The 24,614-nt window shown below is 59.5% G+C and carries 19 protein-coding genes, 2 tRNA genes, 2 rRNA genes and 1 pseudogene (1 of these 24 cut by a window edge); 13 read left to right on the forward strand and 11 right to left on the reverse strand.

Annotated elements, in window-relative coordinates:
* Positions 1 to 14: 14 nt before the first annotated feature.
* Together PR017_RS13430 and PR017_RS13435 are read left to right on the forward strand one after the other, a co-directional pair.
* Positions 15 to 641, forward strand: a complete 627-nt coding sequence (locus PR017_RS13430; RefSeq protein ID WP_111220838.1) for a ribonuclease D — start codon at positions 15 to 17, stop codon at positions 639 to 641.
* 232 nt (positions 642 to 873) lie between these two features.
* Positions 874 to 2,487 carry a hypothetical protein gene (locus tag PR017_RS13435; protein ID WP_133255601.1) on the forward strand — a complete coding sequence of 538 codons (1,614 nt, stop codon included), beginning with the start codon at positions 874 to 876 and terminating at the stop codon, positions 2,485 to 2,487.
* A 101-nt stretch (positions 2,488 to 2,588) separates the two neighbouring features.
* Here the strand turns inward: PR017_RS13435 and rpsA are convergent, their stop codons facing one another.
* The 3 genes from rpsA to PR017_RS13450 all read right to left on the reverse strand — a co-directional run bounded on the left by rpsA (position 2,589) and on the right by PR017_RS13450 (position 5,765).
* A complete protein-coding gene (rpsA, locus tag PR017_RS13440) occupies positions 2,589 to 4,289 on the reverse strand; it encodes a 30S ribosomal protein S1 (RefSeq protein ID WP_111220836.1) in 1,701 nt (566 codons plus the stop codon).
* Positions 4,290 to 4,461: 172 nt separating this feature from the next.
* Positions 4,462 to 5,094: a (d)CMP kinase gene (gene cmk / locus PR017_RS13445; protein WP_111220835.1), complete on the reverse strand. Its 633-nt coding sequence runs from the start codon at positions 5,092 to 5,094 to the stop codon at positions 4,462 to 4,464.
* Between the two features lie 26 nt (positions 5,095 to 5,120).
* On the reverse strand, positions 5,121 to 5,765 hold the full coding sequence (locus tag PR017_RS13450; protein ID WP_111220834.1) for an FMN-binding negative transcriptional regulator: 645 nt from the start codon (positions 5,763 to 5,765) through the stop codon (positions 5,121 to 5,123).
* Between the two features lie 305 nt (positions 5,766 to 6,070).
* Between PR017_RS13450 and PR017_RS13455 the strand changes: the two genes are divergently transcribed.
* On the forward strand, positions 6,071 to 6,460 hold the full coding sequence (locus tag PR017_RS13455) for a TIGR02300 family protein (protein WP_111220915.1): 390 nt from the start codon (positions 6,071 to 6,073) through the stop codon (positions 6,458 to 6,460).
* Positions 6,461 to 6,607: 147 nt separating this feature from the next.
* Positions 6,608 to 6,683: transfer RNA gene (locus PR017_RS13460), tRNA-Ala, on the forward strand.
* 91 nt (positions 6,684 to 6,774) lie between these two features.
* Here the strand turns inward: PR017_RS13460 and PR017_RS13465 are convergent.
* The gene (locus PR017_RS13465) at positions 6,775 to 7,254 is read right to left on the reverse strand and encodes a MarR family winged helix-turn-helix transcriptional regulator (protein ID WP_111220833.1); all 480 of its coding nucleotides are present in this window, start codon (positions 7,252 to 7,254) and stop codon (positions 6,775 to 6,777) included.
* A 233-nt stretch (positions 7,255 to 7,487) separates the two neighbouring features.
* On the opposite strand from PR017_RS13465, the gene PR017_RS13470 reads away from it, so the two are divergent.
* Entirely contained in the window at positions 7,488 to 8,465 is a 978-nt protein-coding gene (locus PR017_RS13470; protein WP_111220832.1) for a quinone oxidoreductase family protein, read from the forward strand.
* A 71-nt stretch (positions 8,466 to 8,536) separates the two neighbouring features.
* Entirely contained in the window at positions 8,537 to 8,950 is a 414-nt protein-coding gene (locus tag PR017_RS13475) for a cupin domain-containing protein (protein ID WP_111220831.1), read from the forward strand.
* A gap of 297 nt (positions 8,951 to 9,247) precedes the next feature.
* Here PR017_RS13475 and PR017_RS13480 read toward each other — a convergent pair whose 3' ends face one another.
* From PR017_RS13480 to PR017_RS13490, 3 genes are all read right to left on the reverse strand, one after another.
* On the reverse strand, positions 9,248 to 10,924 hold the full coding sequence (locus PR017_RS13480) for a flagellin N-terminal helical domain-containing protein (RefSeq protein WP_111220830.1): 1,677 nt from the start codon (positions 10,922 to 10,924) through the stop codon (positions 9,248 to 9,250).
* Positions 10,925 to 11,125: 201 nt separating this feature from the next.
* The gene (locus PR017_RS13485; protein WP_111220914.1) at positions 11,126 to 12,520 is read right to left on the reverse strand and encodes an ArnT family glycosyltransferase; all 1,395 of its coding nucleotides are present in this window, start codon (positions 12,518 to 12,520) and stop codon (positions 11,126 to 11,128) included.
* Positions 12,521 to 12,782: 262 nt separating this feature from the next.
* Complete coding sequence (locus PR017_RS13490) at positions 12,783 to 13,367, reverse strand: dual specificity protein phosphatase family protein (protein ID WP_111220829.1); 585 nt, start codon at positions 13,365 to 13,367, stop codon at positions 12,783 to 12,785.
* 253 nt (positions 13,368 to 13,620) lie between these two features.
* Between PR017_RS13490 and PR017_RS13495 the strand changes: the two genes are divergently transcribed.
* From PR017_RS13495 to PR017_RS13515, 5 genes are all read left to right on the forward strand, one after another.
* Complete coding sequence (locus PR017_RS13495) at positions 13,621 to 13,836, forward strand: hypothetical protein (RefSeq protein ID WP_111220828.1); 216 nt, start codon at positions 13,621 to 13,623, stop codon at positions 13,834 to 13,836.
* Positions 13,837 to 14,108: 272 nt separating this feature from the next.
* On the forward strand, positions 14,109 to 14,516 hold the full coding sequence (locus PR017_RS13500) for a hypothetical protein (RefSeq protein ID WP_111220827.1): 408 nt from the start codon (positions 14,109 to 14,111) through the stop codon (positions 14,514 to 14,516).
* Positions 14,517 to 14,613: 97 nt separating this feature from the next.
* Entirely contained in the window at positions 14,614 to 15,333 is a 720-nt protein-coding gene (locus PR017_RS13505; RefSeq protein WP_111220826.1) for a YoaK family protein, read from the forward strand.
* 59 nt (positions 15,334 to 15,392) lie between these two features.
* Positions 15,393 to 16,184 (forward strand): YdcF family protein, encoded by a 792-nt coding sequence (locus PR017_RS13510; RefSeq protein WP_111220825.1) that lies wholly within the window; start codon positions 15,393 to 15,395, stop codon positions 16,182 to 16,184.
* A 464-nt stretch (positions 16,185 to 16,648) separates the two neighbouring features.
* The gene (locus PR017_RS13515; RefSeq protein ID WP_278330474.1) at positions 16,649 to 18,610 is read left to right on the forward strand and encodes a methyl-accepting chemotaxis protein; all 1,962 of its coding nucleotides are present in this window, start codon (positions 16,649 to 16,651) and stop codon (positions 18,608 to 18,610) included.
* Positions 18,611 to 19,003: 393 nt separating this feature from the next.
* Here PR017_RS13515 and poxB read toward each other — a convergent pair whose 3' ends face one another.
* Positions 19,004 to 20,725, reverse strand: a complete 1,722-nt coding sequence (poxB, locus tag PR017_RS13520) for a ubiquinone-dependent pyruvate dehydrogenase (protein WP_111222014.1) — start codon at positions 20,723 to 20,725, stop codon at positions 19,004 to 19,006.
* A 254-nt stretch (positions 20,726 to 20,979) separates the two neighbouring features.
* Here poxB and PR017_RS13525 point away from each other — a divergent pair.
* Positions 20,980 to 21,489 (forward strand): annotated as a pseudogene (locus PR017_RS13525) (MSMEG_0569 family flavin-dependent oxidoreductase); the annotation flags it as partial.
* A gap of 3 nt (positions 21,490 to 21,492) precedes the next feature.
* Positions 21,493 to 22,380: a Pnap_2097 family protein gene (locus PR017_RS13530; RefSeq protein ID WP_111222015.1), complete on the forward strand. Its 888-nt coding sequence runs from the start codon at positions 21,493 to 21,495 to the stop codon at positions 22,378 to 22,380.
* A gap of 180 nt (positions 22,381 to 22,560) precedes the next feature.
* Here PR017_RS13530 and PR017_RS13535 read toward each other — a convergent pair.
* From PR017_RS13535 to PR017_RS13545, 3 genes are all read right to left on the reverse strand, one after another.
* Positions 22,561 to 22,637, reverse strand: a tRNA-Met gene (locus PR017_RS13535).
* Between the two features lie 122 nt (positions 22,638 to 22,759).
* Positions 22,760 to 22,874, reverse strand: a 5S ribosomal RNA gene (gene rrf, locus PR017_RS13540).
* 188 nt (positions 22,875 to 23,062) lie between these two features.
* Positions 23,063 to 24,614: ribosomal RNA gene (locus tag PR017_RS13545) — 23S ribosomal RNA — on the reverse strand (it continues 1,343 nt past the right edge of the window).

Here is a 24,614-nt window from a genome sequence, read left to right on the forward strand (position 1 = left end):
AGACTGGAGACATCATGGCCACGACCATCCGCTATCACGAAGGCGACATTTCCGACGTGGCCGCAGCGCGATATTCCGACGCGATCGCAATCGATACCGAAACACTGGGCCTGATACCGCGCCGCGATCGCCTCTGCGTCGTGCAGCTTTCGCCTGGCGACGGCAGCGCCGACGTCATCCGCATCGCCGCCGGGCAAACGGATGCCCCCAACCTCGTTGCCATGCTCGCAGATCCGAACCGCCAGAAGATCTTTCACTACGGCCGATTTGATATTGCCGTGCTGTTCCATACGTTCGGCGTCACCACGGTCTCTGTCTTCTGCACCAAGATAGCCTCGCGCCTCTGCCGCACCTACACCGATCGCCACGGCCTGAAGGACAATCTCAAGGAAATGCTGGAGATCGACGTGTCCAAGGCACAGCAGCAGACCGACTGGGCCGCAGACAAGCTTTCACAGGCCCAGCTCGAATATGCGGCCTCAGACGTGCTCTACCTTCATGCGCTTCGGGACAAGCTGACATATCGCCTGGTTCGCGACGTACGAATGGAGCATGCGCAAGCCTGTTTCGAATTCCTGCCGACCCGGGCCAAGCTCGATTTGCTCGGCTGGCAAGACACCGATATTTTCGCCCACAGCTGAGCACACGAAGCCTTTCTGTATCCAATTCCGAATTATCGGCCGATGGATTCGCTTCCTTAACGGCTTGTTAACGCTCTTGGCGATATTTTGTCGGTAACTACTCGCATTCGACAGGCGCCATGATGCGCCGCACAGCCGTTATCTGGCTCTGGGATGCCATGCCTGCATAAGCAGCCCTGTTTTTGTTTCCGTTACTGTGTCCATTTTCAGCTGTCCGATATGGAGCATGCCGATGTTGCCTCCCGTTGCCGCGGTTACTAGCGCAAGTCCCGTTGCCCCACAGCGCGAGGTCGCAGTCGTATCGGAGATGCTGTCCGGGATCTCGGCCGAGCCCGATGCAGCGGTTGCCTTGTCACTGGCTGCCAACGCCGGGGTAGAAGGCAAGCTGAATATCCTCCTGCTCAATGCCCGGGCAAGAATGCTCGACAGCCTGTTTGCCGTCATCGACGCCGTCAGCCAGTCCCTCGCGCTGCCGCAGGCACCCGGCGAGAGCAAGGCCACCTATGCGCTGAGGCTCGCCGACACCATGACGGAACTGCCGCCAAAGCAGATGGCCGCGCTGCAGCAGCAACTGGCCGCGAAGGGACAGACGGCACCCTTGGCGCTGGTGGCTGCCGCCCTTCACGATCCGGCCGGGGCCGAGGCAGCACAACTCATCGCCTATCTCGAAGTCGTCCGCTATAAGGAAAAGGATCTGGCAACCAAGTCGGTCGTTGCATCCTACGGGCAGAACAACAGCCAGGCCGACACGGCAGCCGCAGCCTTGCCATTGCCTGCGCGCAACGGAGCCACGCAGACGGCCGCACTCCCGACCACCGTTCCTCCGCAGCCTGGCCAACCTGCCGCCCCGACGTCCGCCGCCACCGCTCCTGCAGACATCGTGCAACTCCAACCACCGGAAACTACTGTCGATCCGCATCCGCCGGAAACTGCTACCATCGCCCTGAAGGACCCGACAGACCCACAACTGCGAAATCCTTCGGTGCCTGCTGCAACCGCCCAGCCCACGACGGCGCCGGCAAACACTCCAGCCGCCCAAGCACCACAGGCGCCACAAGCACAGACAGCTGCCGCACCGGCACCTTCAGCAGACCCCACAAAGACGGCCGTCCCGACTTTGACGCCGGACGAAAGCACACCGCGCGCCAACCAGCAGATCCGTAGCGACATCAAGGAGGGGCTGAAGGCCGTCTTCGACCGGTTGGTCCAGGCAACAGGCACCGATTTACTGCAGACCTTGGCTGAAGCTGCGCCGCTAGCCGACAAGGCTATTGCCCAGGCGCTGATCGCAGACATGATAGACGGCACGGAACTGCAGAACCTGCCGGTACCCGGCGCAGCGACCGCGCCGGATCGGACACCTCCTCTTGCCAACGCCATACCCGTCTCGCTCACGCCACAAACCGTGGCAGAGGAGCAGGCACTAGCAGTTGCCGTTGCCAATGGCCAGTCCGATCAACCCGAAGCCGCACCGCCGCTACCCCTGCAGCACTCCCCTGCTGCCATCCCGCCGGGCCTTGCCGTCGCTTTCGTCACCGTGCCCTATGCGCCGGGCGATGATGTCGTCAAGAATAAGGAAGCCCTCCGCATCGACCGCGTCGATGCCGTCGATGACGATGAGCACGAATATCCCGGCCACCAGCCGCAAGAGGACGCCGAACCCGAGGAAGAGCCGGAAACGCCCGCCGAAGAGGCGCTCGACATGCTGGAAGCCGGACCAAATTCCGAAGCTTCCGCTGGCCTACCCCCGGTCAGTCGCTCGTCCCTGACGGCCCTGCCAAGCCCGCCATCCACAGAGCCGGTACCGAGCGCCGGTTACGAACTCTACCAGCGCATGGGCGCCTGAGCGTTCCGCGACAGGCTCCGACAAATCCGGCTTAGACACCGGACACAAAAAACCCGCCGGATCGCTCCGGCGGGTTTCTCATTCAGCAAGACTTGCGAAAATTATTCGCCGCGGTTCTTCAGAGCCGCGCCGAGGATGTCGCCGAGCGAAGCGCCGGAGTCGGACGAACCGAACTGTGCGACGGCTTCCTTCTCTTCAGCGATTTCGAGCGCCTTGATGGACAGCATGATCTTGCGGTCCTTCTTGGAGAAGTTGGTGACGCGGGCGTCGACGATCTGACCGACCGAGAAACGCTCAGGACGCTGCTCGTCACGATCGCGCGACAGGTCGGCGCGACGGATGAACGAAGAAACGTCTTCGTGCTCGACGAGCTTCACTTCAATGCCGCCTTCGTTGACTGCGGTCACTTCGCACGAGACAACCGCATTCTTGCGGAGTTCGCCCGAGGTGGCTGCGTCGCCAACAGCGTCCTTGCCGAGCTGCTTGATGCCGAGCGAGATACGCTCCTTCTCGATGTCGACGTCGAGAACCACGGCCTTGACCATGTCACCCTTGTTGTACTCCTCGATGACCTGTTCGCCTGGACGGTTCCAGTCGAGGTCGGAGAGGTGCACCATGCCGTCGACGTCGCCTTCGAGGCCGATGAACAGGCCGAATTCGGTCTTGTTCTTGACTTCGCCTTCGACTTCGGTGCCGGCCGGATGGCTATGGGCAAAAGCCTGCCATGGGTTTTCGAGGGTCTGCTTGAGGCCAAGCGAGATACGACGCTTGGTGGGATCGACTTCGAGAACGACCACTTCGACTTCCTGTGTCGTCGACAGGATCTTGCCGGGGTGTACGTTCTTCTTCGTCCAGGACATTTCCGAGATGTGGATCAGGCCTTCGATACCGGGTTCCAGCTCAACGAATGCACCGTAGTCGGTGATGTTCGTGACGGTACCGGAGATCTTCTTGCCTTCAGGATACTTGGCCTGGATGCCATCCCAAGGATCGCTCTCGAGCTGCTTCATGCCGAGCGAGATACGGTGGGTTTCCTGGTTGATGCGGATGATCTGAACCTTGACCTGCTGGCCAATGGACAGGATTTCCGACGGATGGTTGACGCGGCGCCATGCCATGTCGGTCACGTGCAGCAGACCATCGATACCGCCGAGGTCGACGAACGCACCGTAGTCGGTGATGTTCTTGACGACACCGTCGACAACCTGGCCTTCTTCGAGGTTCTGAACGATTTCCGAACGCTGTTCAGCGCGGGATTCTTCGAGAACGGTACGACGCGAGACAACGATGTTGCCGCGACGCTTGTCCATCTTGAGGATTTCGAAGGGCTGCGGGTTGTGCATCAGCGGCGTGACGTCGCGGATCGGGCGGATGTCTACCTGCGAGCGTGGCAGGAAGGCGATGGCACCGTCGAGATCGACCGTGAAGCCGCCCTTGACCTGGTTGAAGATCACGCCTTCGACGCGCTCTCCGGCTTCGAACTTGGCTTCGAGCTTGACCCAGCTCTCTTCGCGGCGAGCCTTCTCGCGCGACAGAACGGCTTCGCCCAGCGCATTTTCGATGCGTTCGACGTAAACTTCGACTTCGTCGCCGACTTTCAGTTCGTTACCCTTGGAGCGGGCGCCGAATTCCTTGAGCGCGATGCGCCCTTCGACCTTGAGGCCGACGTCGACAACCGCAACATCTTTTTCGATGGCGGTGACGATACCCTTGGTAACGTAGCCTTCAGCCAGATCGTTCTTGGCAAAAGACTCTTCGAGCAGGGAGGCAAAATCCTCATGCGAGGTGGCAGCTACAGACATAAAATCTCCTGGCGTGTCCCGGATGGTCTCGGACACTGGGCGCCGGTGGGTTGTTCTGATGAACCTGGATCCAGTCCGCCCTCTCGAAGAGGACAATCCGGCGCGGGGACGAAAACCCAGGCTTTGCTTTATGCAAAAGCGCCTCGTGCAAGCACGCGACGCTGACTTTAATTCAGGCATGTCGGTTCAGGGCAGCATCGATGATGGTTTTAGCCGCATGAAACGCCGCCTCTATACTCATTTCCGACGTATCAAGCAAGTGCGCGTCTGCAGCGGGACGCAAAGGGCTGTCGGCCCTTCCCATGTCGCGCTCGTCGCGCCGCTTCACGTCCTCGAAAATCGCCTCGTAATCGGCTGTGACGCCGTTCGCGACGATCTCGTCGAACCGCCGACGGGCGCGGATGTCGGCAGATGCCGTCACGTAGAATTTCACCGGAGCGTCCGGGCAGACGACGGTACCGATATCGCGGCCGTCGATCACGGTGCCCGGCAACATCCGCGAAAACTGCCGCTGCGCCTCCACCAGCGCCCGGCGCACCGTCGGCATGACGGCGACCTTCGAGGCCGCCTCGCCGATCTCGTGGCGCGACAGGACCGCCCGGTCAAGCGCGTTGAGGTCGAGCCCTGCCGCCACACCTGCGGCCACCGCCTCGTCGTCCAGAGGCCGGCCGGCATCGAGCAGCGCCTTCGCCGTCGCGCGGTAGGTCAGGCCCGTATCCAGATGATGGAAGCCATAGGTCTCGGCAATCCGGCGCGACAGCGTTCCCTTGCCGGCAGCGGCCGGCCCGTCGATGGCGATGATCATGCCTTGCTCCTGCTGTCTAGGATTGCTCACGGCCTGCCGCGTTCTCTCACCATGGCAGCCATAGCCGCCGCGTCGTTCGCAACGTCCGGCTCGGCCATCAGCCCGTGCGCCACACCATTGCGGTCGGCTTCAGAACGGTTCTGGCTGACTTTCCACTTGCCGTCGATCTCGGCGATGTCGATCTCGATGCCGACAATGCCCTTGATCTGGGACGCAATATAAGTGTCGGGCGCGTCGCCGACCGCCCAGGGCTCTGCGCGCGGTCCTTCCTGGTCGCGGGTCAATGCCTCGATCTGGGCGCGGATCCATGCGCCATCTTCCATGACGCGTGCAGGGCCGCGCACCTGCACGATGACGTAATTCCAGGTCGGCACGACCTTGCCGGTTTCCTGCTTGGTGCGGTACCAGGACGGGGTGATATAGGCATGCGGCCCCTGGAAGACGACCAGCACGGGTGCGCCGTCACGGATCTCCCGCCACTGGCCGTTGGCGCGCGCCACATGCGCCTGCAGTCGGCCTTTGCTCCCAAAGGACGGATCGAGATGAAACGGTATGGGATTGGCAACCGGACCATCGGCGCCCGAGGAGATGAGCAACCCGAGTGGATGGGCGCGGATCAGCCCGTGCTGGATATCGATGCGGTCTTCCCGGAAATGCGGCGGCTGGTACATGGCAACCCTTGGCGAAGTGTAAATCCGGTCGTGCGGGACGACGCAGCACGTGGCGCGATTTATCACGGTTTAGCCGTTGCCGACCAGTCATCACCCGAGCTTTTATGAAGGATCGCTGCTCCTCGATAACAGCAAATTTCAAGCCTTTGCGGGCATTCCGGTGAGCCCGGAAAGGCCTTTGGCGAAGTTAGGCTTTGACAGAAACGGCCATACCGACTATGGGGACCGGCTAATAATTTCCCTATGAAACGCCGGCTTGCACGGCACTGCCGAATATCTCTTCGGCCATTCACGAGGCTATGACAGTGGCGAAAGCGGAACTTGGAACGAAGCGGACCGACCCGGACTCCGGCAAGAAATTCTACGACCTGAACCGGGACCCAGTGGTTTCTCCCTACAGCGGCAAGTCCTGGCCCCTGTCCTTCTTCGAGGAAACCGCAGCTGCCGTGAAAGAAGTTCCGGAAGAAGAAGAGGTCGCGGAAGTCGACGCTGAAAACCCAGAAGTCGAACTGGTTTCGCTGGAAGAAGCCGACGAGGCCGCTGCTGGCGACGACATCCCGGATATCGGTGATGACGACGTCGAGATCGACGGCGACGACGATGACGACGACACCTTCCTGGCGCCTGACGAAGACGACGATGACGACGATATGAGCGACATCATCGGCGTTACAGGCGATGACGACGAGGTCTGATCGACCCACTCCGGCCTGCGCAAAGAAAAGTGCGCAGGCCCTGATTTTTCGGCTTGCTATCTGAATTTACCAGACGTAATAAGCCGCCACCCCAACGAGCGAAGCGCTCCACGGGGACCCAGGCCGGCCAGACCGGACCATTTCGATGGGGCTATAGCTCAGCTGGGAGAGCGCTTGCATGGCATGCAAGAGGTCAGCGGTTCGATCCCGCTTAGCTCCACCAAATCTTCCCAAGAACAAACCACCTATAACATCGCAATTTCATCATCATCCCGCCTACTGCGATCATCGCAGGCGGACCGAATTTCGCCTGATCAATCCTCGAATTCGACATTCATCGCATCTGCCAGTTGCCGCATCAGGCGTACCAGATTGGCGACGTCTTCTTCTGCCCATGTGCTGAAGATTGCCCGACCGATTTTCTCGCGGGCCAGGTCGACTTGGTCGGTCATTGCCTTGCCGGCAGCGGTAATCGTGGCTTGTCTTGATCGGCGGTCGGACGGGTTTTCCTTGCGGTCGGCCAGCCCGAGGCTCTCCAGCTTGGCAACCTGGCGACTGACAGTGGTGTAGTCCCGCCCTACCCGGTCGGCCAGGTCGATGACACCAATGGGTCCAAGCCTCTCGATGATGACAAGCAGCGGGAAAAGAGCGCGATCAAGCGAGATTCCCGCCTTTTTGACCATGGCCTCGTCACGCTGAGGGCGGTTCATAACACTGACAATATCGAGCAATGCGCCGTGGAGTTCCCGGAGAACTTCTCTATTAAGTGTATTATGCACGTTTTTATTTGACATTGCAACGACCTCCCTGATATATGCATATTACACGCAATTAAGCGCCGATGACAACTCGTTTTGCCACCTGCGCCAAACAGAGTTCACCAGTGCGAGCTATCGCGTGGGGAAATGACCGGGCGTCTTCCGCGATGCATGAATCCGGGAAGGGTCCTCACAGGGCGCGGCATCGGGACGCGACCCTCAGCGCTTATCCGCCGGGATAGCCCCGGCACAATCGAAGGACAAAATCCATGAAAGCCGCAATCGTTACAGCTTCCGGGCATCCGCCAGTCCTGACGGACATTCCGGAACCCGTCGCCTCCGCAGGCGAAGTCCGCATCAAAGTTACCGCGTCGGCGGTCAGCCAGGTTACCAAGAGCCGGGCATCCGGGCATCACTACAGTGCTGCCGGCCAGTTTCCCTTCGGCGTGGGCATTGACGGTGTGGGGACTTTGGATGACGGGCAACGCGTCTATTTTGTGCTGCCGCGTCCCCCTGTCGGCGCGATGGCCGATGTGGCCGTCATTGCCGCCAATCAATGCATCCCGCTTGCCGATGATCTCGACGATTTGACAGCGGCAGCAATCGCCAATCCGGGCATGTCGTCATGGGCGGCCTATAGCGAACGCGCAAGATTGCAGCCCGGCGAAACTGTGCTGGTCAATGGCGCAACCGGGACATCAGGGCGGCTGGCGATCCAGATCGCCAGGCATCTCGGCGCCGGCAAGGTTATCGCCACAGGCCGTGGAGACAAGGACAGCCTGCGCGAACTGGAAGCGCTCGGTGCGGATGTCGTCATTCCACTCGGCGATGATCAGGAAGCATTCAAGGAGAGCCTGAGACAGGAGCTTCGCTCCGGCGTCGACGTCGTCGTCGACTACCTCTGGGGGAAGAGTGCGGAAGCGATTCTATCAACAAAGGCGGAAACCAGCCCGGCGCCAACGCGGTTTGTCCAGGTCGGTTCAATCACGGGTTCGGACATCAATCTTTCCGCGTCGATCCTGCGGTCGTCCGCAATCGACCTGATGGGCAGCGGGATCGGCAGCGTGCCGCCCAAGCGCTTCCTGCACGTCCTCGGCGAAGTCTTGAAAGCCGCGGCTGGAGGCAGGTTCCAGATCGCGTTCAAGCCCGTTCCCTTCTCTGAATTCGACGAGGCATATCCGCTGGACGCAAGCACCTGCCGCACAGTATTTAAGATGCCTGGCGCCAAGGTTCCAAATGGCGCGTAGGCTGCCGACCGGACTGAAACGATCACAAGCACATCGGCACCCAGAACTTAATCAGTAGGGAGCGAAGTCAAATGAATGCTTTGTCAAAGCCCACATGCCGCGTCGTCCGACCGGAAAACACCTATGCCGGGAAGCAGGGATTGGAGTATTTTGAAGGGATTGCCGCCGAGACGGTCGGCTCGACCCGGATCTGCATGCATCTGCTGACTATTCCGGCAGGCGGACGGGCGAAGGCACATCTGCACGCCGAGCACGAGACGGCGATCTACGCCGTTTCCGGCGAGACGCAGTGCTGGTTTGGCGAACAGCTGGAACAGCACGTGGTGGTGCGACAGGGCGAGATGTTTTACATCCCAGCAGGCGTCCCGCATCTGCCCGCCAATCTGAGCGATACGGCAGCGACGGTTGTCATAGCCCGAACCGATCCGAATGAGAAAGAAAGCGTCGTCCTGCTGCCGCATCTTGAGGACCTCGTTCCGCGCTAAGCGATCCAGACATGATGCTTGACTTGGCCGGCATGAGCTCAGCCAGAGCAGAACAAAGAAGAGGCTGACGAATCCGGGGGGGTGTCGTCAGCCTCGAGCGAAGAGATACGGCTCTAGCGCTTTTTTCGCCTGTGTGGGGCAGAGGCGAGACACTCGAATGCCATGCTAAAATGAGCCGAAGCTGACGAATAAGCATTTCGCGCGCTGGTTGGCGCCCGATAGCCGGCATATGGCTTCACGTTTGCTTGATCCTGCATATTCGCGGAATGGGCTGCTCTGCCGCGTCGGCTGTGTGCATCAGCCGCGGAAAAGCGAAAGCAGTCTCTGCGGCGCCTGGTTGGCGATGGACAGCGACTGCACGGCCAACTGCTGCTGGGTTTGCTGCGCCGCCAGTTTGGACGATTCGGTTTCCATATCCGCATCGACAAGCCGACCAACGCCCCGGTCGATGCTGTCCATCAATGTGTTGGCAAAATCAGACTGGACGCCGATCGACGATTGAAGCGAGCCGAGCAGTGCGGCGGCGGCCGTCACCCTGTTCTGCATCGCATCGAGGCCACTGATATAGTAGTCGACATCGGCCCCGGCGGTGGTGATATCGATATCGGTGAAATTGAAGTCGATTGCACCGGCAGTGTGCTTCTGTGGCGCAGAGACAGTCATGCCGACACCGGCCGTCGGATACCGGGCCTTGTCGCCTGACAGCGTCACCGACCCGCCGCTTGCGGTTGCCAGAAGTCCCGCCTGCTGGCCGGCAGCACCAAGCACGGCCGCCATGTCGTCCGCCGAGGAAACGATGCCGTTGGCCGATGTGCCGAGTGCTGCATCGACGGTGGCGCGGTCGACGCTGATGGTCTGCTGCGAACTGCCGTCTATCGCAAAGCTGAAAGAGAACGACTGGCCTTCCGGAACTGCAAATCGACTTCCGAAACTGAAATCGACCTGGGGATAGACATTTTGCACCGACGCCGTTGGCGTGTTTTCCAAACCTAGACCAGACCCTCCACTGAGACTGGATACCAGATTGCCGGTGGAGACGCTGGAGCCCGCAAGGCCCGTTGCATGCCGTGTGGCAATCTCAAAGCTCGTGGTTCCACCCCCAGAGGAGGCCGGTGCGCCGGCCAGCTGGAACGCCTTGTTCAGCACCGCCGCCATGTCCTGTCCGTTCGCAATCCTGCCGTTTGCCACAGCACCAAGGGCAGCCGTGACGACACTTCTATCGATGGTGATCGAGTAGCTGTTGCCGGCAGACGCGTCGCTGGCATCAAGCGTGAGGTCGAAGGAAACCGCATCGCTGGCGCCGAATGTTTGCGCGCCGGTGAGATTGAAGTCCTGATGGCCGGCCACCGCGCCGATGCTGCCGCCGGAAAAGCTGCCGAGGGTGGCAAGGCCCAGCGCGTCGCTGTCGCTTTGCAGCAGCCCGCCACCACCTGTGTTGAACAGGATGGTCTTTGTCATGTCGATGTCACTATCGCTGATGACCGCCGTGCCGTCGTCGGAACGGACGAAAGCCGACGGAACCGATGTCGTTACCGAATTGGTGGTCTTTAGGTTTGCCGCTTGGCTATAGCTCAGCATGTTGACGCCGTTGAAGCTGGCGCTGGTGGCAACGCTTGCGACCTGCTGCTTCAACTGATCCAGTTCATCCTGGACTTTGCTCTTGTCGACGCTGCCTTCCTTGGCCGTCACCAGCTTAGCCTTGAATGCGGAAAGCGTATCGAGCACCGACGTCATCCCGGCATAGGCAGTGTCGACGGTTGCAGAAGCCACGCCGAGCGCATCGGCCACGGCAGACGTCGCGCCTCTGTCAGAACGCATGGTTGTGGCGACGGACCAATAGGTGGCATTGTCGGATGCGGAAGCGACTTTCAAACCGGAGGAGACACGCTTCTCCGTTGAGGTCAGCTGTTGCGTGACGCTCCCCAGCGTCTGCAAGGCCGCCATCGCAGACACGTTCGTCTTGATCGACGACATACAACCCCCAGATATCGAACCGAAAAATCAATCGTTTTGAAAAAAACCAGCTTCATGCAGCCATAAGATGTAGAATCACGACTTTGTGTTAACTTCCAATGAAGTACCGGGAAACTGGATAACATAGCCGATGCGACGGCCACTCGAGGGTGCATCGCGCCTTTTGCCGGCCGACACGCCGCCGCCGGTGGATTGCCTGACCTACCCTGCGAGACAGGATGCATCCAGTCTGTAGGCATAGATCGTCTTGCCGCGATAGTTGCCTGTCTGCGGTTGCCAGGTCGCGGCCGGCGCCTGAGGTTCGGACGGACACGCGTTCGGATGAGTCGACACGAAGAGCACGGCCCCGTGCAGGGACTTCGGCACCGGAAACTTCTGATCGTAATAGCTCTGCGGCGCATCAGGATCGCCGCTGGCGTAGATGCTATAGCCCCGCCCCTTTAACGTATAGAACATGTCGGCAAGAATATCCCTGTTGTCGCTGACGATATCCCTCAGGCCAAGCGTCCGGGCGAGTGCGGCAGCATCGTTGCTGACCTTGCTGCGACCTAGATAGCGATCCAGCACGATAGAAGCGCCGCTTTCGCTGACGGGAATGGCAAACACCGGCGCCGTTGCCACCAGGCAGGATACCGTCCCGTTCAGCAGCAACGACCATTTGAGGCCCTGCGGCCAAACGCGCCTCAGCGTCCAGACGGCGAGCAGCGTGCCGGCAATATAGGCCGTAGCCGCCCAGTTGGCGTAGGCCTTGGCTAGGGTCGCCTGCAGTGAGATCAGGGCGATGATCGGCAGGGACAGGCAGACCAGTATCTGCTCGCGCCACTCGCCTGCCCGCTTCAGCACCCGGTAGCTGGCGATGAGGATCGCCGCAAACACGATCGGTCCGACCACGCCGAACTGGGCACCGAAAAATTCCAGCCCGCCCGACAGGTGCGGATTGAGCCGTCCCCAGTGGGCAATGTTCTCGGTATGCTTGACGGTGACCATCCGGTTTTCGAGGTTCCACCAGATGTTTGGCAGGCAGCCGACACCGGCCACAGCCACAGCGATGCAGGCGTCACGCCACGCGATGCGCGCCCTGGGCACACAAGCAATCGCAATCAGGCCACCCGGCAGCAGAAAAAGGATCGCGTATTTCGACAGAAAAGCGCCGGCAACGGCAATGCCAAGCGCAACGGCCATCGTGACGAATCGCCTGCCCGTCAGGACCACGTAAGCCGCAAGAGCGACCGCGAGGAAAAACAGCAGCGGCACATCCGTCGAAAAGAACACCGACGACAGCGCCACCCCCGGCAACGTGATGTAGGTGACGCCGGCCCAGGCAGCGATCTCCCTGTCGAACAGCCGCAATGCGACCTGCATCAGCACCAAGCCGGTTGCGAAATGTATCAGCGGCCCGCAGATCCGAATCCAGAAGATGCCGCTCGAACCGGAAATCTCCGACATCGCCCGGAGGATCCAGGCAATCATCGGCGGCTTCGAATAATAGCCGAAGTCGAGGCTCTGCGACCACAGCCAGTACTGTGCCTCGTCAACGAAGAGATCCGTCGTGTCGAATGAAAGCGTCACGATCCGCCACAGGGTAAGTGCGACCATGACGAGAACGGCTGAATGGATCGATAGTGACGGAATCGAGAGCGGCGCTGCGTGCTCTACGGTCCAATCCGCTGCTAGAGCACGGTCATTCCCGGCGGCGAGATCTAGCGTCCGGTCGGCATAGTCAGATGGTACGCCACGGCCGGTCGCCAATCGGCGAATGTGAGAAAACATGGATTAAACCGCTGGAGATTGTTGTGCCGATCCCAATATCAACCGAATGTTACAACCAGACGGCAAAGCACCCGGCAGCGTCTGACTTTCAGCCACCTTGCTTGACGTCCAGATGATGCTCCAGATCCTGCCAGCTACGGTCCATGGCAAAGCTGGCTGACAGATATGGAACGCCGATATGCCCGAACAGCACGGACAGCTGCCATTCCGCAACATCCCCGGGAACGCCCGCGACCTCGTAGCTGTAGATCAGCGAAAACAGGCCGGTCCTGTCGGCACCGGACATGCAATGCACCAGGATCGGCCTTGGGGCAGTCTTCATGATGTCGATCAGTGCAATCGCTTTGTCCACTGTCAGGATTTTCGTCGCCGACATGCGGAAATCGATATGCTGCACGCCGAGACGGCGGGCGACTGCGGTCTCCTCCTGATACCAGGGCTGGTCGTTGCTGCCGCGAAGATTGACGATCGTCTTTATGCCGTACTGGTGAACATAAGTCTCGAGTTGCGCACCCGAGGGCTGCGCGGAGCGGTACAGCTGGCCGGGGATCACCGTATGGAAATTTCCGGTTGCCTGCAGCAATGCGAGATGTCCGCCGAAAAACAGGAGGCCAACTAGAAAACAGGCAACCGCATAGCGCATTATTTTACGAATACGTCCGAGAATTGCCATTCTTTCCCCGATGCTATTCTTTTACTGCACCTTTCCGCAGGCTAGCTGTCGAATCCAACAAGAGATTGAAGATCATACGAAGCTTTTATGTCATTGCTTGTGCAAGCTTGACTATCGTCTCCAGCACCTCGGCCAAACTGCGACATGAATAATCCATGCTGATGCCGTACGGATCCGCTATCGATAGCTCTGCGGGTCGGGTCGTGGTTTCCATGCCCGACCCGCTATCAACAACCTCACGGAGGACCGACTGATGACGCCTGCCCGCTTCAACGAGTGTCTGCTGCATATCCGCTGGACACCCATCAATCTGGCAAGTGCCCTGCAATGCGATCTGTCCTGGGTCGAAGCGCTGGAGGTCGGCGCCGTGGAGGTACCCGCAGCTCTCGCGGAATGGCTCGAGACGCTTGCCCGCTGCCACGAGGCAAACGAAACACCGAAAGCCTTTCGCGGTCGCGGCCAGGACTGACATCTGCGGATATCCTGGCGCGGAAACAACAAGACAGTCAAACGACTGAAACTAATCTAGCGCGAGGGTCGTATCCCTATAGGCCTTTGGTCGGGCCCGAGGCCGTCGCCTGCACACCGCAAGGTCGAAGGTGGCGGCCTCACTTCATACTTTCATCCCCAAAGGCACACACCGCATGAAGTCCCTTCGCCCGGTCCCACCGGGCAAGGGCCAGTCCGCCAATGGCTTTCCGGTTGCAGATGCACTACGCATAGTCTTCCGAGGGGGAAATCATGAAGCTATTTGCTGCAACACTGTTGTTCTCGACCGCGCTGATAGTGCCGGCCGGCGCGCAGTCTTCCATTTCGACCGACCGCGGCCAGCTCATCGAGAGCTACCGGGCCTTTATCAGCGCCGTCGACATCATCAATTCGAACGGTGACCGCCTCTCCGAGCCATGGCAGATCATCCGCCAGGATCGCGCCAATTATCACCACTTTCACCTGATGGACGCCGAAGACGAAACCGATACCTTTTTCGCCAGCCCCACCAATCGCCAGCTCATGGAGGCAATGCTGGCCGATGGCGAGATCGAAGGCGACGCAGCCGAACGGATCGTCGCCGGCGATGTCCATATCAAGGTCGCTATCTATGGCCATGGAACCACGGGCGAACGGATAGCCGTGCGCGTCGAGGACTGACCGGCGATCCCCAGTTCTCGGTGCCATGTCCGCAATTTCTTCTGGCCTCGCAACCATGGCCGGAATAGGATGAACCATCCGTAGCCGCAGAAACGCCATGACCCTCTATCGACGCCGCCTGATCAAGATACGCCGGAAGACGACGGGCCTTGCGCTCGTCGGTATGATTTCCTTCATCGCCGGCATGACGGATGCCGTGGGCCTTGTGCTGAGCGGCGACTTCGTCTCGTTCATGACTGGCAATACCACCAGGGCAGCCATCGCTCTTGGCAATGGCGAAACCCGGCATGGTCTAGTGCTCCTGGCGGCAATCCTGATCTTCGTCGGTGGCAACGCGCTCGGCGTCGTGCTCGCCCATGCCGCCAGCCGGCCAGCCTTCGTCGTTCTCGGATGGGTCAGCGTCCTCCTGTCGCTCGCCTCCACCTTCGCATCCCCATCCAACGTCGTGATACAGTTCTACCTGGTGGTGCTGGCGATGGGAATGATCAATGCGACGGTCGAACATGTCGAGGGGCTGCCGATCGGCCTCACCTATGTCACCGGTGCGCTGTCGCGTTTCGGTCGCGGTATCGGCCGCCTGATGGTCGGCGACAGGGATTTTGCGTGGACGATACAGATCGTCCCGTGGATCGGAATGCTGGCCGGCGCGGTCGTCGGCGCGTTGCTTGTGCATCAATTCGCAGCGAAGGCCCTGCTGTTCGTGGCTGTCATGGCGCTTATCGCCGCCTTTGTGACACTCATCATCCCTCCTGCCCTGCAGCACCGCTATCGGCAGCGCGTCGCCCGCCGGGCGTTGGCTGCAGGACGGGCGCCCTAAGAGGGCTTTTTCACACAGTAAAATCTGTTAGGAAGGCGCGTCGCTGCCGGAGTGCCTGCATGTTCGTAATTTCCAAACTTGTCTGGATTCTGTGCCAGCCTCTATCGCTCGCTTTCTTCTTCGGCTTTGTGGCGCTGCTTGCAGCACTCCTTCGGCGCCATCGGTTGGGCATCTTCGCCTCCGCGCTATCGGTGTCGATCCTGTTCGTCACGCTGTTCACCTCGGCTGGCTCGGTATTGATCGAGGGCCTTGAAGACCGTTTCCCCCGCCCCGTCGCCGATCCCGCCACACTCGAATGCATGATTGTCCTCGGCGGCGGGTTCGCTACCGAGGTCACCACCGGCCGTGGCGGCTACGACCTCAATGCAGCCGGCGATCGCTTCGTCGAGGCGCTCCGGCTGGCGATGAAATATCCCGGCTCGCGCATCCTGATCTCCGGTGGCGATGGCACCATCACAGGCGGCCTCGAGGGCGATGCGATCATAGGAGAGCGGATGTTCACAGCCTTCGGCATCGACAAAGCCCGCCTCATCGAGGACCGCAGCTCGCGGACAACCTATGAAAACGCCGTCAACACCAAGGCACTGCTGGCCAGCAACGGTCTCAGCGATTGCCTGCTGATCACCTCCGGCTTCCACATGCCGCGATCGATGGGGACTTTCCGCAAACTCGACATCCCTGTCGTCCCCTGGCCGGTGGACTATCGATCGGGTGGGAATGACAAGCTGGGGCTCGATGCAACACAGCCATCGCTCAACAGCGAGCTCCTCGGCATTGCCGGACGCGAGTGGATCGGCCTAGCCGGCTACTATCTTACAGGCCGTACCTCCGCGCTCTATCCAGCGCCCTGAGCAGACATAGCGGTCACGCTGTCCAAAATGTCACATTGGAATATGCACAGCACAGCCCATCCTAAAAATGAAATTTTACTACCGCAAGCCTGTTTTCTGGAAGAGCACGCACTACCAGGATACCGACCCTATCGATAATGCCGTGGCAGGCGACCAGTCACCAAAGGCAGCGGCGATATCAGCCGATACGGCGAATCTCCGTCCGAAAAGCCGCTCTGCTTCACCGGAGCGCCAGCTTCCGCATCGTCTTCCCGTCATCAAAGGCATTGATCGGTAGTACACGTGAAGTCTCGACTTACCGCTTGAAGCTCCGGCCACGATGGTTTCTTCGGGCTCGTAGTAGCGACTTTAAGGTTAACGAGCCAGATATGTTCGCAAGTTGAAATAAACTTATTCTTCATTTTAGTCATCTAGAACATTCTTAAATAGATTACCAATCATGGCGCAAGAGACGGGTCGTTATCATGAGAAACATCTCGATTATCGGAAAATTTCTGTCCATAATGGCATTGTTTGGCGTCTTTGCCATCGGGGTGGCAAGTTATGCTGCCTTTCAGATCAAGGCAACAGATACGGCCTACAGCAACCTTCTGGATCATGAGGCAATTGCCGCGCTGTATTCCGCTCGTGCAAACAGAGCTTTGCAGGGGTCTCGCGCTGCGATTGGCGACCTGCTGATAGCCCGGTCGAGTGAGGCCAACGACAAGGCTTCAAAGGAATTCCAGACCCAGCATGATAATTTTATCAAATACATGGATCAGGCGATCACAGCCCTGCCTTCCTATAAGGACGCGCCATCCCTCAAGGCGGATAGCCTGGCTTTGATCGATAATACGTGCGGCAACACGGTTGCTCTCGCCAAGAAATCAACGACGGCGGATGATATTTCGGCAAGCCAGGATGTATTCCTGAAAGAATGCCAGCCAGGTTTCGCAGTCTTGTTACCGCGTTTCACGCAAATGGTGGACACTATCTCTGCCGCAAGCAGCCAGAATAGCGACGACCTCACTGTATCGTCCAATCACACTGCAATTCTGACCATGGTCGGGGTTGTCGGCGGACTTCTGGTTGTCCTTGCAATTGGCTTCTTTGCAATCCGTTCGTGGCTGGTGACGCCGATCCGGGGCCTGGCTGAGACGATGGGCACGCTCGCCGGTGGCGATCTGTCTGCAAACGTTGCCGGTACCGAGCGCCGTGACGAAGTTGGAACGATGGCAAAGGCCGTTCAGGTCTTCAAAGACAACGGCCTGCGCAGCCTCCAGATGGAGCAGGAAGCAGCCACCGTCCGCAATACAAGCGAAGCCGAACGTGCGCGCACTGCAGAGGCAGACCAGAAGCGTACGAGCGAGATGGCTCAGGCTACCTCCGGTCTTGGCGAAGGCTTGCAGCATCTCTCCAGCGGCGACCTCACCTTCCAGCTCAACGAACCGTTTGCAGCTGCCTTCGAAGGCCTGCGGTCGGACTTCAACAACACCGTCGAACGCCTCCGCGAGACACTTTCGTCCGTGAGCCTGGCAACCGGCTCAATCGACAGCGGCTCCCGCGAACTGAGCCAGAGCGCCAACGACCTTTCCAAGCGGACCGAGCAGCAGGCTGCGGCCCTTGAAGAAACTGCCGCGGCACTCGACCAGATCACCACCAACGTCGCCAATTCCTCCAAGCGTGCCGAAGAAGCTCGCTCGGTGGCAATCGAGGCCAATCAGTCGGCCCGTCAATCCGGCGAGGTTGTGTCCAATGCTGTCGATGCCATGCAGCGGATCGAGCAATCCTCAACGCAGATCTCGAACATCATCGGCGTCATCGACGAAATTGCCTTCCAGACAAACCTCCTGGCCCTGAATGCAGGCGTCGAGGCAGCACGCGCCGGAGAGGCCGGCAAGGGTTTTGCCGTTGTCGCGCAGGAAGTGCGTGAATTGGCTCAACGCTCGGCGCAGGCAGCCAAGGAAATCAAGGGTCTGATCCGCAATTCTGCAACCGAAGTCGAAAGCGGCGTCAAACTGGTGACCGCAACAGGCGAGGCCCTCAAGATCATCGAAGGCCAGGTCATTTCCATCAACACCCAACTCGACGCGATCGCAACGTCCTCGCGGGAACAATCGATCGGACTTGCTGAAGTCAATACGGCCGTCAACCAGATGGACCAGGTCACCCAGCAAAACGCGGCGATGGTCGAGGAGGCCACGGCTGCCAGCGTCTCGCTGGCAGATGAGTCCGACAAGCTTCGCCAGTTGATCAGCCAGTTCCAGCTCGGACGCAGCGCTCCATCCAATGCAGGCACCAAAAACAGAACCACCAGCCATGCTCCAACCCCGATCCACGCCGGGCAAAAGCCTGTCTCCTCGCCGGCTAGGCGCATGGTAGGCCAGGTCGCAAAAGCATTCGGTCTCAACACCGCCGCCAAAGCCGAAAGCTGGGAAGAGTTCTGAACCCACGCATAGAAGCATGTCCGCCACTCCGAGGGGCCCGTATCACCGATACGGGCCCCTCGCTTTTCGGCCCCCGGCCGAGGCACCCAAAGCGTCGTCTTCCGGCGCGCCCCCCCGCCGCTGCAGTTCCTTGATAAACGTCAATTTTTAGGACTGGCACGCCCATCGAGGCATTCGATGAACACAAATAGGGATACTGCGTTGATGTTGGCGCCAGTATCAGGATTGGCGTGCGCTGAGCATTACAAACGCAGGGCGCCGTCATGGGTACGCGCCTGTATCTGCAAAAAAGAGAGCCGGTGCCTCACCGACACCGGAGCGCAGCGCTTTCACCAGGCCGCCGCAGTCTCCCTCGTAAGGCGGCATAGTCCGCGGCAGGCGCACCCGGGGCAGTCATCGTTTCAGGTTAGCCTTGGCAAGGTCCACGAGCTGGTTCGCCCTTCCGTCAAGCACCGCAGCCATCATGAAGAGGCCGAAATTGAAGGCTTCTCCGAACGTTGTCTTCGGTGGCATCACCAGTTCCTGCCGGGCGCTGACGACGTCGACGAGCACGGGACCGTCATGGGCGAGCGCCTCCCGCAACGCTGCTTCCAGATCCTGCGGCCTCTCCACGCGGATACCCCTTATGCCCATGGCTTCAGCCATCGCCGCAAAGTTGGGGTTCTTCAGGTCACAGCCTACATCGAGGAACCCGCCCGCCTTCATTTCCATCTCGACAAAGCCGAGCGTACCGTTGTTGAGGACGATGACTTTGACCGGCAGCTGCATCTGGGTAAGGGTGATGAAGTCGCCCATCATCATGGTGAAACCGCCATCCCCCGACATAGATATCACCTGGCGTTCGGGGAATGCGGACTGGGCCCCGATGGAATGCAGCAGGGCGTTTGCCATCGAGCCGTGATTGAAGGAACCGACCAGCCGGCGCTTGCCGTTCATCTTGAGATAGCGAGCCGTCCAGGCGATCGGGGTTCCCACGTCACACGTAAAGATGGCGTCCTCAGCCGCCAGTTCGCTGACCAACCGCGTCAGATATTGCGGATGGATTGCGCCGCTTTCCGGATCGGGCACCGCCAGCGCATCGAGTTCCTTGCGCGCCTTCGCGTAGTGCGCAAGCGCATTGTCGAGAAAACGGTGGTCAGTCTTTTCCGTCAGATGGGGCATCAGCAGCTTCAACGTCGACCCCACATCGCCCAATATGCCGACATCCAGCCTGCAGCGGTTGCCGAGCGCTTCCGGCCGGACATCGACCTGCGCGATCAGCGCTTTTTCGGGGTAGAACTGCCGGTAGGGAAAGTCGGTGCCGAGCAGAAGCAATGCATCGCATTCCTTCATGGCAGCGTAGCCCGAGGAGAAGCCGACGAGGCCGGTCATGCCGACATCGTAGGGGTTATCATACTCCAGATATTCCTTGCCGCGAAGCGAGTGGATGATCGGAGCTTTCAGCCGGGCTGCAAGCTCGACGACCTCGTCATGCAGCCCGGCGCACCCCGCGCTGCACATCAAAGCCACCTTTTTCGAGGAATTCAGGATTTCCACCAGCTTGGCGACCTCCGATGCGTCAGGGATCACCTTCGGCATCTTCGGCGTGAGCCACGCCGGCACGACTGCCTTGGTCTGCTTCAGGGCGACGTCGCCCGGAATGACGACGACTGCCACGCCTTTCCTGCCAACCGCCACCCTCATCGCCCGGGCAAGGATCTGCGGAAGCTGGTCGGGATTCGATACCAGCTCGACATAGTGGCTGCATTCCTTGAACAGATGCTCGGGATGCGTTGCCTGGAAGTAATCGATACCGATTTCCGAGCTCGGGATATGCGCTGCAATTGCGAGCACCGGCACCCCGCTGCGGTGGCAGTCGAAAAGGCCGTTTATCAGGTGCAAATTGCCGGGGCCGCAGCTGCCTGCGCAAACGGCGAGTTCGCCAGTCAGATGCGCCTCAGCACCAGCTGCGAATGCGGCACCTTCCTCGTGACGGACGTGCACCCAGTCGATCGTCTTCAGGCGCCTGAGAGAATCGGTGAAGCCGTTCAAGGAATCGCCGACAACGCCGTAGATGCGCTTTACCACCTGCTGCTGGAGGGCCTCTGCGATGTAATCGGCCACCGTTCTTGACATCGAACTCTCCTGTCTGGTTTCAAAATAACCTAGGCGGGTTCCGCTGGACGGCAAGGCAGCTCGCACGCGCGTAAAACGCATATCGGGGATGCATTATAGCCAGGAACCCCAAGCTCAGGCTTGCGGCGCTGCGGCCGGCAAGTCGGTCAGAAGAAAGCGCCGGCCGTTTGGGGCGAACCTTCGAGCGCATACCCCATGAATTCCAGCGCGCCTTTCAGCGTATCCCGACGGATCGGGCCGCCGAGGCAGACGCGGACGGCTTCGCCCTCGAAGGAATGTCGCTTTACGGGCGGATGACCGGCGTCTCGGACGGAAAAATGCTGTTCGAGACAGATCTCAAGGCCAACCTCGACAACGCCGACCGCGTCTACAATGGCATCAACGCCCTGATCGATCGCCACATCGCTGAAAAGGGCATCGAAGCCGCAGACGGCAGCCCTTATGTTCCCCTGTGGGAGCCCGACGCCGAACCGGGAGAACTCGATCTCGAGGCCGAGGGCGTCACCTGCGTCATCTGGGCGACCGGATTTACCCCCGACTGGTCCTATGTCGGCCTGCCGATCTTCGACGGTACGGGCTATCCCGTGCAGCAACGCGGCGTCACGGGCATTGATGGCGTCTACATTCTCGGCCTTCCCTGGCTCTGGACCTGGGGCTCCGGCCGCTTCCTCGCCGTCGGCCGCGATGCCGAGTATGTCGTCGGTCATTTGGCAAGCCATCTCGATCTGGTGGATAGCCCGTTGAAGCAAGCGGCGAGTGGCTGACCGATGAACATTGCCTTGCGGCCTCCCGGGTTTCGGGACCCCTCTTCGCGTGACCTCGTGGACCGCGCCCTCTATCCGCATCTCCTCGTCGGCATGCCGCACATGACACCGCACAGTCTGTCGGAAACCTGGCTGATGAAGGAACTCGGCCATCGCCACTGGCTGATGCTGGCGCGCGAACTGGACATGGAGAATGCCGATTTCCGAACAGCCGAAGGAAACGAAGCCTACGCCGCCATCTGCGCCACCTCGCTGAACGCCGAGGGGTTCGGCGATGTGAAGGCAAACGACATCCTGACGATACGCTCAAAGCTGTCAGCAGTCTCGATGACGCAGACCTCGACGACCCACGAACTCTCCGTCAAGGGCAGATACATCGGAGGTGCCGAACTGATTTCCACCTTCGTGCATCGGCGAACCCAGGGCTGCAATCGCTCCATCGCCCGTGTCGCGGTGAGCATACCCAGACCGGAGATCTACAAACCCAGCCAGCTTTCAAAAACTGCCAGCGATCTACGTAACCGCCGGCTCGACCGACACTGGGGCCTGCCCGTCATCGCGGCGAAACCGCTGCAGACGTTCGGCTTCACGCCCAGCCCGTCGCAGGAATTCAACGGCGCGGGCCTTTTCTACTTTGCAGAATTGCAGGCGGTGGCGGAGCGGGCACTTGAGACTTTCTTTCCGGACAAGCCGCCAACGACGCATTGCGAAGTTTTCTTTCTAGGCAACATCGAAACAAACGAAACCGTCTTTTTCGACCTGCTCAGCTGCGACGCGCAAACTGAAACCTTTCACGGTCAACTCCGCCGAACGACAGGAGACGTCATCGCCACGATGTTCATCAGATGTAACGGAGTAGCCCGAACGTCAAACGGCCCGCGTTCGTTATGACGCGGGCCTGTTGATATCGCCGTAATGCATGCCTTGAGAGATTTGGGTTGCGAATACCGGATCCCAACGGCTGACAAATCGCCAGGCCCTGATGTGACGCGGCACCCCGAACGCAAGATGACCCGCGGTCGTTATGACTGCGGGCTTGGTGGTGCTGGGCTGGTTTATGTTTGATTGGTTTGGTTGCGGGGGCAGGATTTGAACCTGCGGCCTTCAGGTTATGAGCCTGACGAGCTACCGGGCTGCTCCACCCCGCGGAATGTGACGTTGGCATTTGCCGTTGTCTGTTTGCGTTATGCAAACGGTATTGATTGTTGGTTTTTGGAACGACGTTGTGTGGTTATGCGATTGTGAATGAGAATTATGTTGCGTTTTGCAGACCTGGCAGCGACCGACTCTCCCGCGTCTTAAGACGGAGTACCATAGGCGCAGGGGCATTTCACGGCCGTGTTCGGAATGGGAACGGGTGCAGGTGCCCCGCCATGACCACCAGGTCGGCAAAGCGCAACATTTGAGAAGCTGGTGCAGGGCTATGCCCTGCTTTTCTTGAGTTTATGTGAACACGTTTGGCGTCGGTCCGGACAACCGCGAAGCGGTTGCCGGGTTGTACGCAAAAGCTACGCTTTCGCTCTGTCGGGACAAGTGCTTTGCACTTGCCCTGAGATGAGCACAAGCAATGAGAACGATCAAGCCAGTCGAGCTATTAGTACCGGTAAGCTTCATGCATTGCTGCACGTCCACACCCGGCCTATCAACGTGGTCGTCTTCCACGGCTCTGATAGGGAACACTCGTTTTCAGGTTGGTTTCCCGCTTAGATGCTTTCAGCGGTTATCCATTCCATATTTAGCTACCCTGCTATGCCCTTGGCAGGACAACAGGTCCACCAGAGATATGTCCATCCCGGTCCTCTCGTACTAGGGACAGATCCTGTCAATATTCCTACACCCACGGCAGATAGGGACCGAACTGTCTCACGACGTTCTGAACCCAGCTCACGTACCGCTTTAATTGGCGAACAGCCAAACCCTTGGGACCTGCTCCAGCCCCAGGATGCGATGAGCCGACATCGAGGTGCCAAACAACCCCGTCGATATGGACTCTTGGGGGTCATCAGCCTGTTATCCCCGGCGTACCTTTTATCCGTTGAGCGATGGCCCTTCCACGCGGGACCACCGGATCACTATGACCGACTTTCGTCTCTGCTCGACTTGTCAGTCTCGCAGTCAGGCGGGCTTATGCCATTGCACTCGACGACCGATTTCCGACCGGTCTGAGCCCACCATCGCGCGCCTCCGTTACTCTTTCGGAGGCGACCGCCCCAGTCAAACTACCCACCATACACTGTCCCGGATCCGGATAACGGACCGCGGTTAGACATCCATGACGATAAGGGTGGTATTTCAAGGATGGCTCCACAGAAACTGGCGTCCCTGCTTCAAAGCCTACCACCTATCCTACACATGCCGACACGAATGCCAGTGTAAAGCTATAGTAAAGGTGCACGGGGTCTTTCCGTCTGACCGCAGGAACCCCGCATCTTCACGGGGAATTCAATTTCACTGAGTCTATGTTGGAGACAGCGGGGAAGTCGTTACGCCATTCGTGCAGGTCGGAACTTACCCGACAAGGAATTTCGCTACCTTAGGACCGTTATAGTTACGGCCGCCGTTTACTGGGGCTTCAGTTCAGAGCTTGCACCCCTCCCTTTAACCTTCCAGCACCGGGCAGGCGTCAGACCCTATACGTCGTCTTGCGACTTCGCAGAGCCCTGTGTTTTTGGTAAACAGTCGCTACCCCCTGGTCTGTGCCACCCCACAAGAGTTGCCTCGAGTGGGGCCACGCTTCTTCCGAAGTTACGCGTGCAATTTGCCGAGTTCCTTCAACATAGTTCTCTCAAGCGCCTTGGTATGCTCTACCTGACCACCTGTGTCGGTTTCGGGTACGGTCTATACGGTGGAGCTATTTCCTGGAACCGCTTCCCTGCACAATCAATCCAATAAGATCGTACAAGTTACGCAATCCGTCACTACCACCAGGCCCACGATTATTAACGTGGTTCCCATCGACTACGCGTGTCCGCCTCGTCTTAGGGGCCGGCTAACCCTGCTCAGATTAACTTTAAGCAGGAACCCTTGGTCTTTCGGCGAGGGGGTCTCTCACCCCCTTTATCGTTACTCATGTCAACATTCGCACTTCCGATACCTCCAGGAGCCCTCACGGGTCTCCCTTCACA

Origin of the sequence: Rhizobium tumorigenes, from assembly GCF_003240565.2 — a bacterium.
GTDB classification, from domain to species: Bacteria; Pseudomonadota; Alphaproteobacteria; order Rhizobiales; family Rhizobiaceae; genus Rhizobium; species Rhizobium tumorigenes.

Bases quoted from the DNA above. Each gene is read 5' to 3' on its own strand.
- PR017_RS13430 (WP_111220838.1), top strand. From the start codon at position 15: ATGGCCACGACCATCCGCTATCACGAAGGCGACATTTCCGACGTGGCC.
- PR017_RS13435 (WP_133255601.1), top strand. From the start codon at position 874: ATGTTGCCTCCCGTTGCCGCGGTTACTAGCGCAAGTCCCGTTGCCCCA.
- rpsA (WP_111220836.1), bottom strand. From the start codon at position 4,289: ATGTCTGTAGCTGCCACCTCGCATGAGGATTTTGCCTCCCTGCTCGAA.
- cmk (WP_111220835.1), bottom strand. From the start codon at position 5,094: ATGATCATCGCCATCGACGGGCCGGCCGCTGCCGGCAAGGGAACGCTG.
- PR017_RS13450 (WP_111220834.1), bottom strand. From the start codon at position 5,765: ATGTACCAGCCGCCGCATTTCCGGGAAGACCGCATCGATATCCAGCAC.
- PR017_RS13465 (WP_111220833.1), bottom strand. From the start codon at position 7,254: ATGTCAAATAAAAACGTGCATAATACACTTAATAGAGAAGTTCTCCGG.
- PR017_RS13470 (WP_111220832.1), top strand. From the start codon at position 7,488: ATGAAAGCCGCAATCGTTACAGCTTCCGGGCATCCGCCAGTCCTGACG.
- PR017_RS13475 (WP_111220831.1), top strand. From the start codon at position 8,537: ATGAATGCTTTGTCAAAGCCCACATGCCGCGTCGTCCGACCGGAAAAC.
- PR017_RS13480 (WP_111220830.1), bottom strand. From the start codon at position 10,924: ATGTCGTCGATCAAGACGAACGTGTCTGCGATGGCGGCCTTGCAGACG.
- PR017_RS13485 (WP_111220914.1), bottom strand. From the start codon at position 12,520: ATGGTCGCACTTACCCTGTGGCGGATCGTGACGCTTTCATTCGACACG.
- PR017_RS13490 (WP_111220829.1), bottom strand. From the start codon at position 13,367: ATGGCAATTCTCGGACGTATTCGTAAAATAATGCGCTATGCGGTTGCC.
- PR017_RS13495 (WP_111220828.1), top strand. From the start codon at position 13,621: ATGACGCCTGCCCGCTTCAACGAGTGTCTGCTGCATATCCGCTGGACA.
- PR017_RS13500 (WP_111220827.1), top strand. From the start codon at position 14,109: ATGAAGCTATTTGCTGCAACACTGTTGTTCTCGACCGCGCTGATAGTG.
- PR017_RS13505 (WP_111220826.1), top strand. From the start codon at position 14,614: ATGACCCTCTATCGACGCCGCCTGATCAAGATACGCCGGAAGACGACG.
- PR017_RS13510 (WP_111220825.1), top strand. From the start codon at position 15,393: ATGTTCGTAATTTCCAAACTTGTCTGGATTCTGTGCCAGCCTCTATCG.
- PR017_RS13515 (WP_278330474.1), top strand. From the start codon at position 16,649: ATGAGAAACATCTCGATTATCGGAAAATTTCTGTCCATAATGGCATTG.
- poxB (WP_111222014.1), bottom strand. From the start codon at position 20,725: ATGTCAAGAACGGTGGCCGATTACATCGCAGAGGCCCTCCAGCAGCAG.
- PR017_RS13530 (WP_111222015.1), top strand. From the start codon at position 21,493: ATGAACATTGCCTTGCGGCCTCCCGGGTTTCGGGACCCCTCTTCGCGT.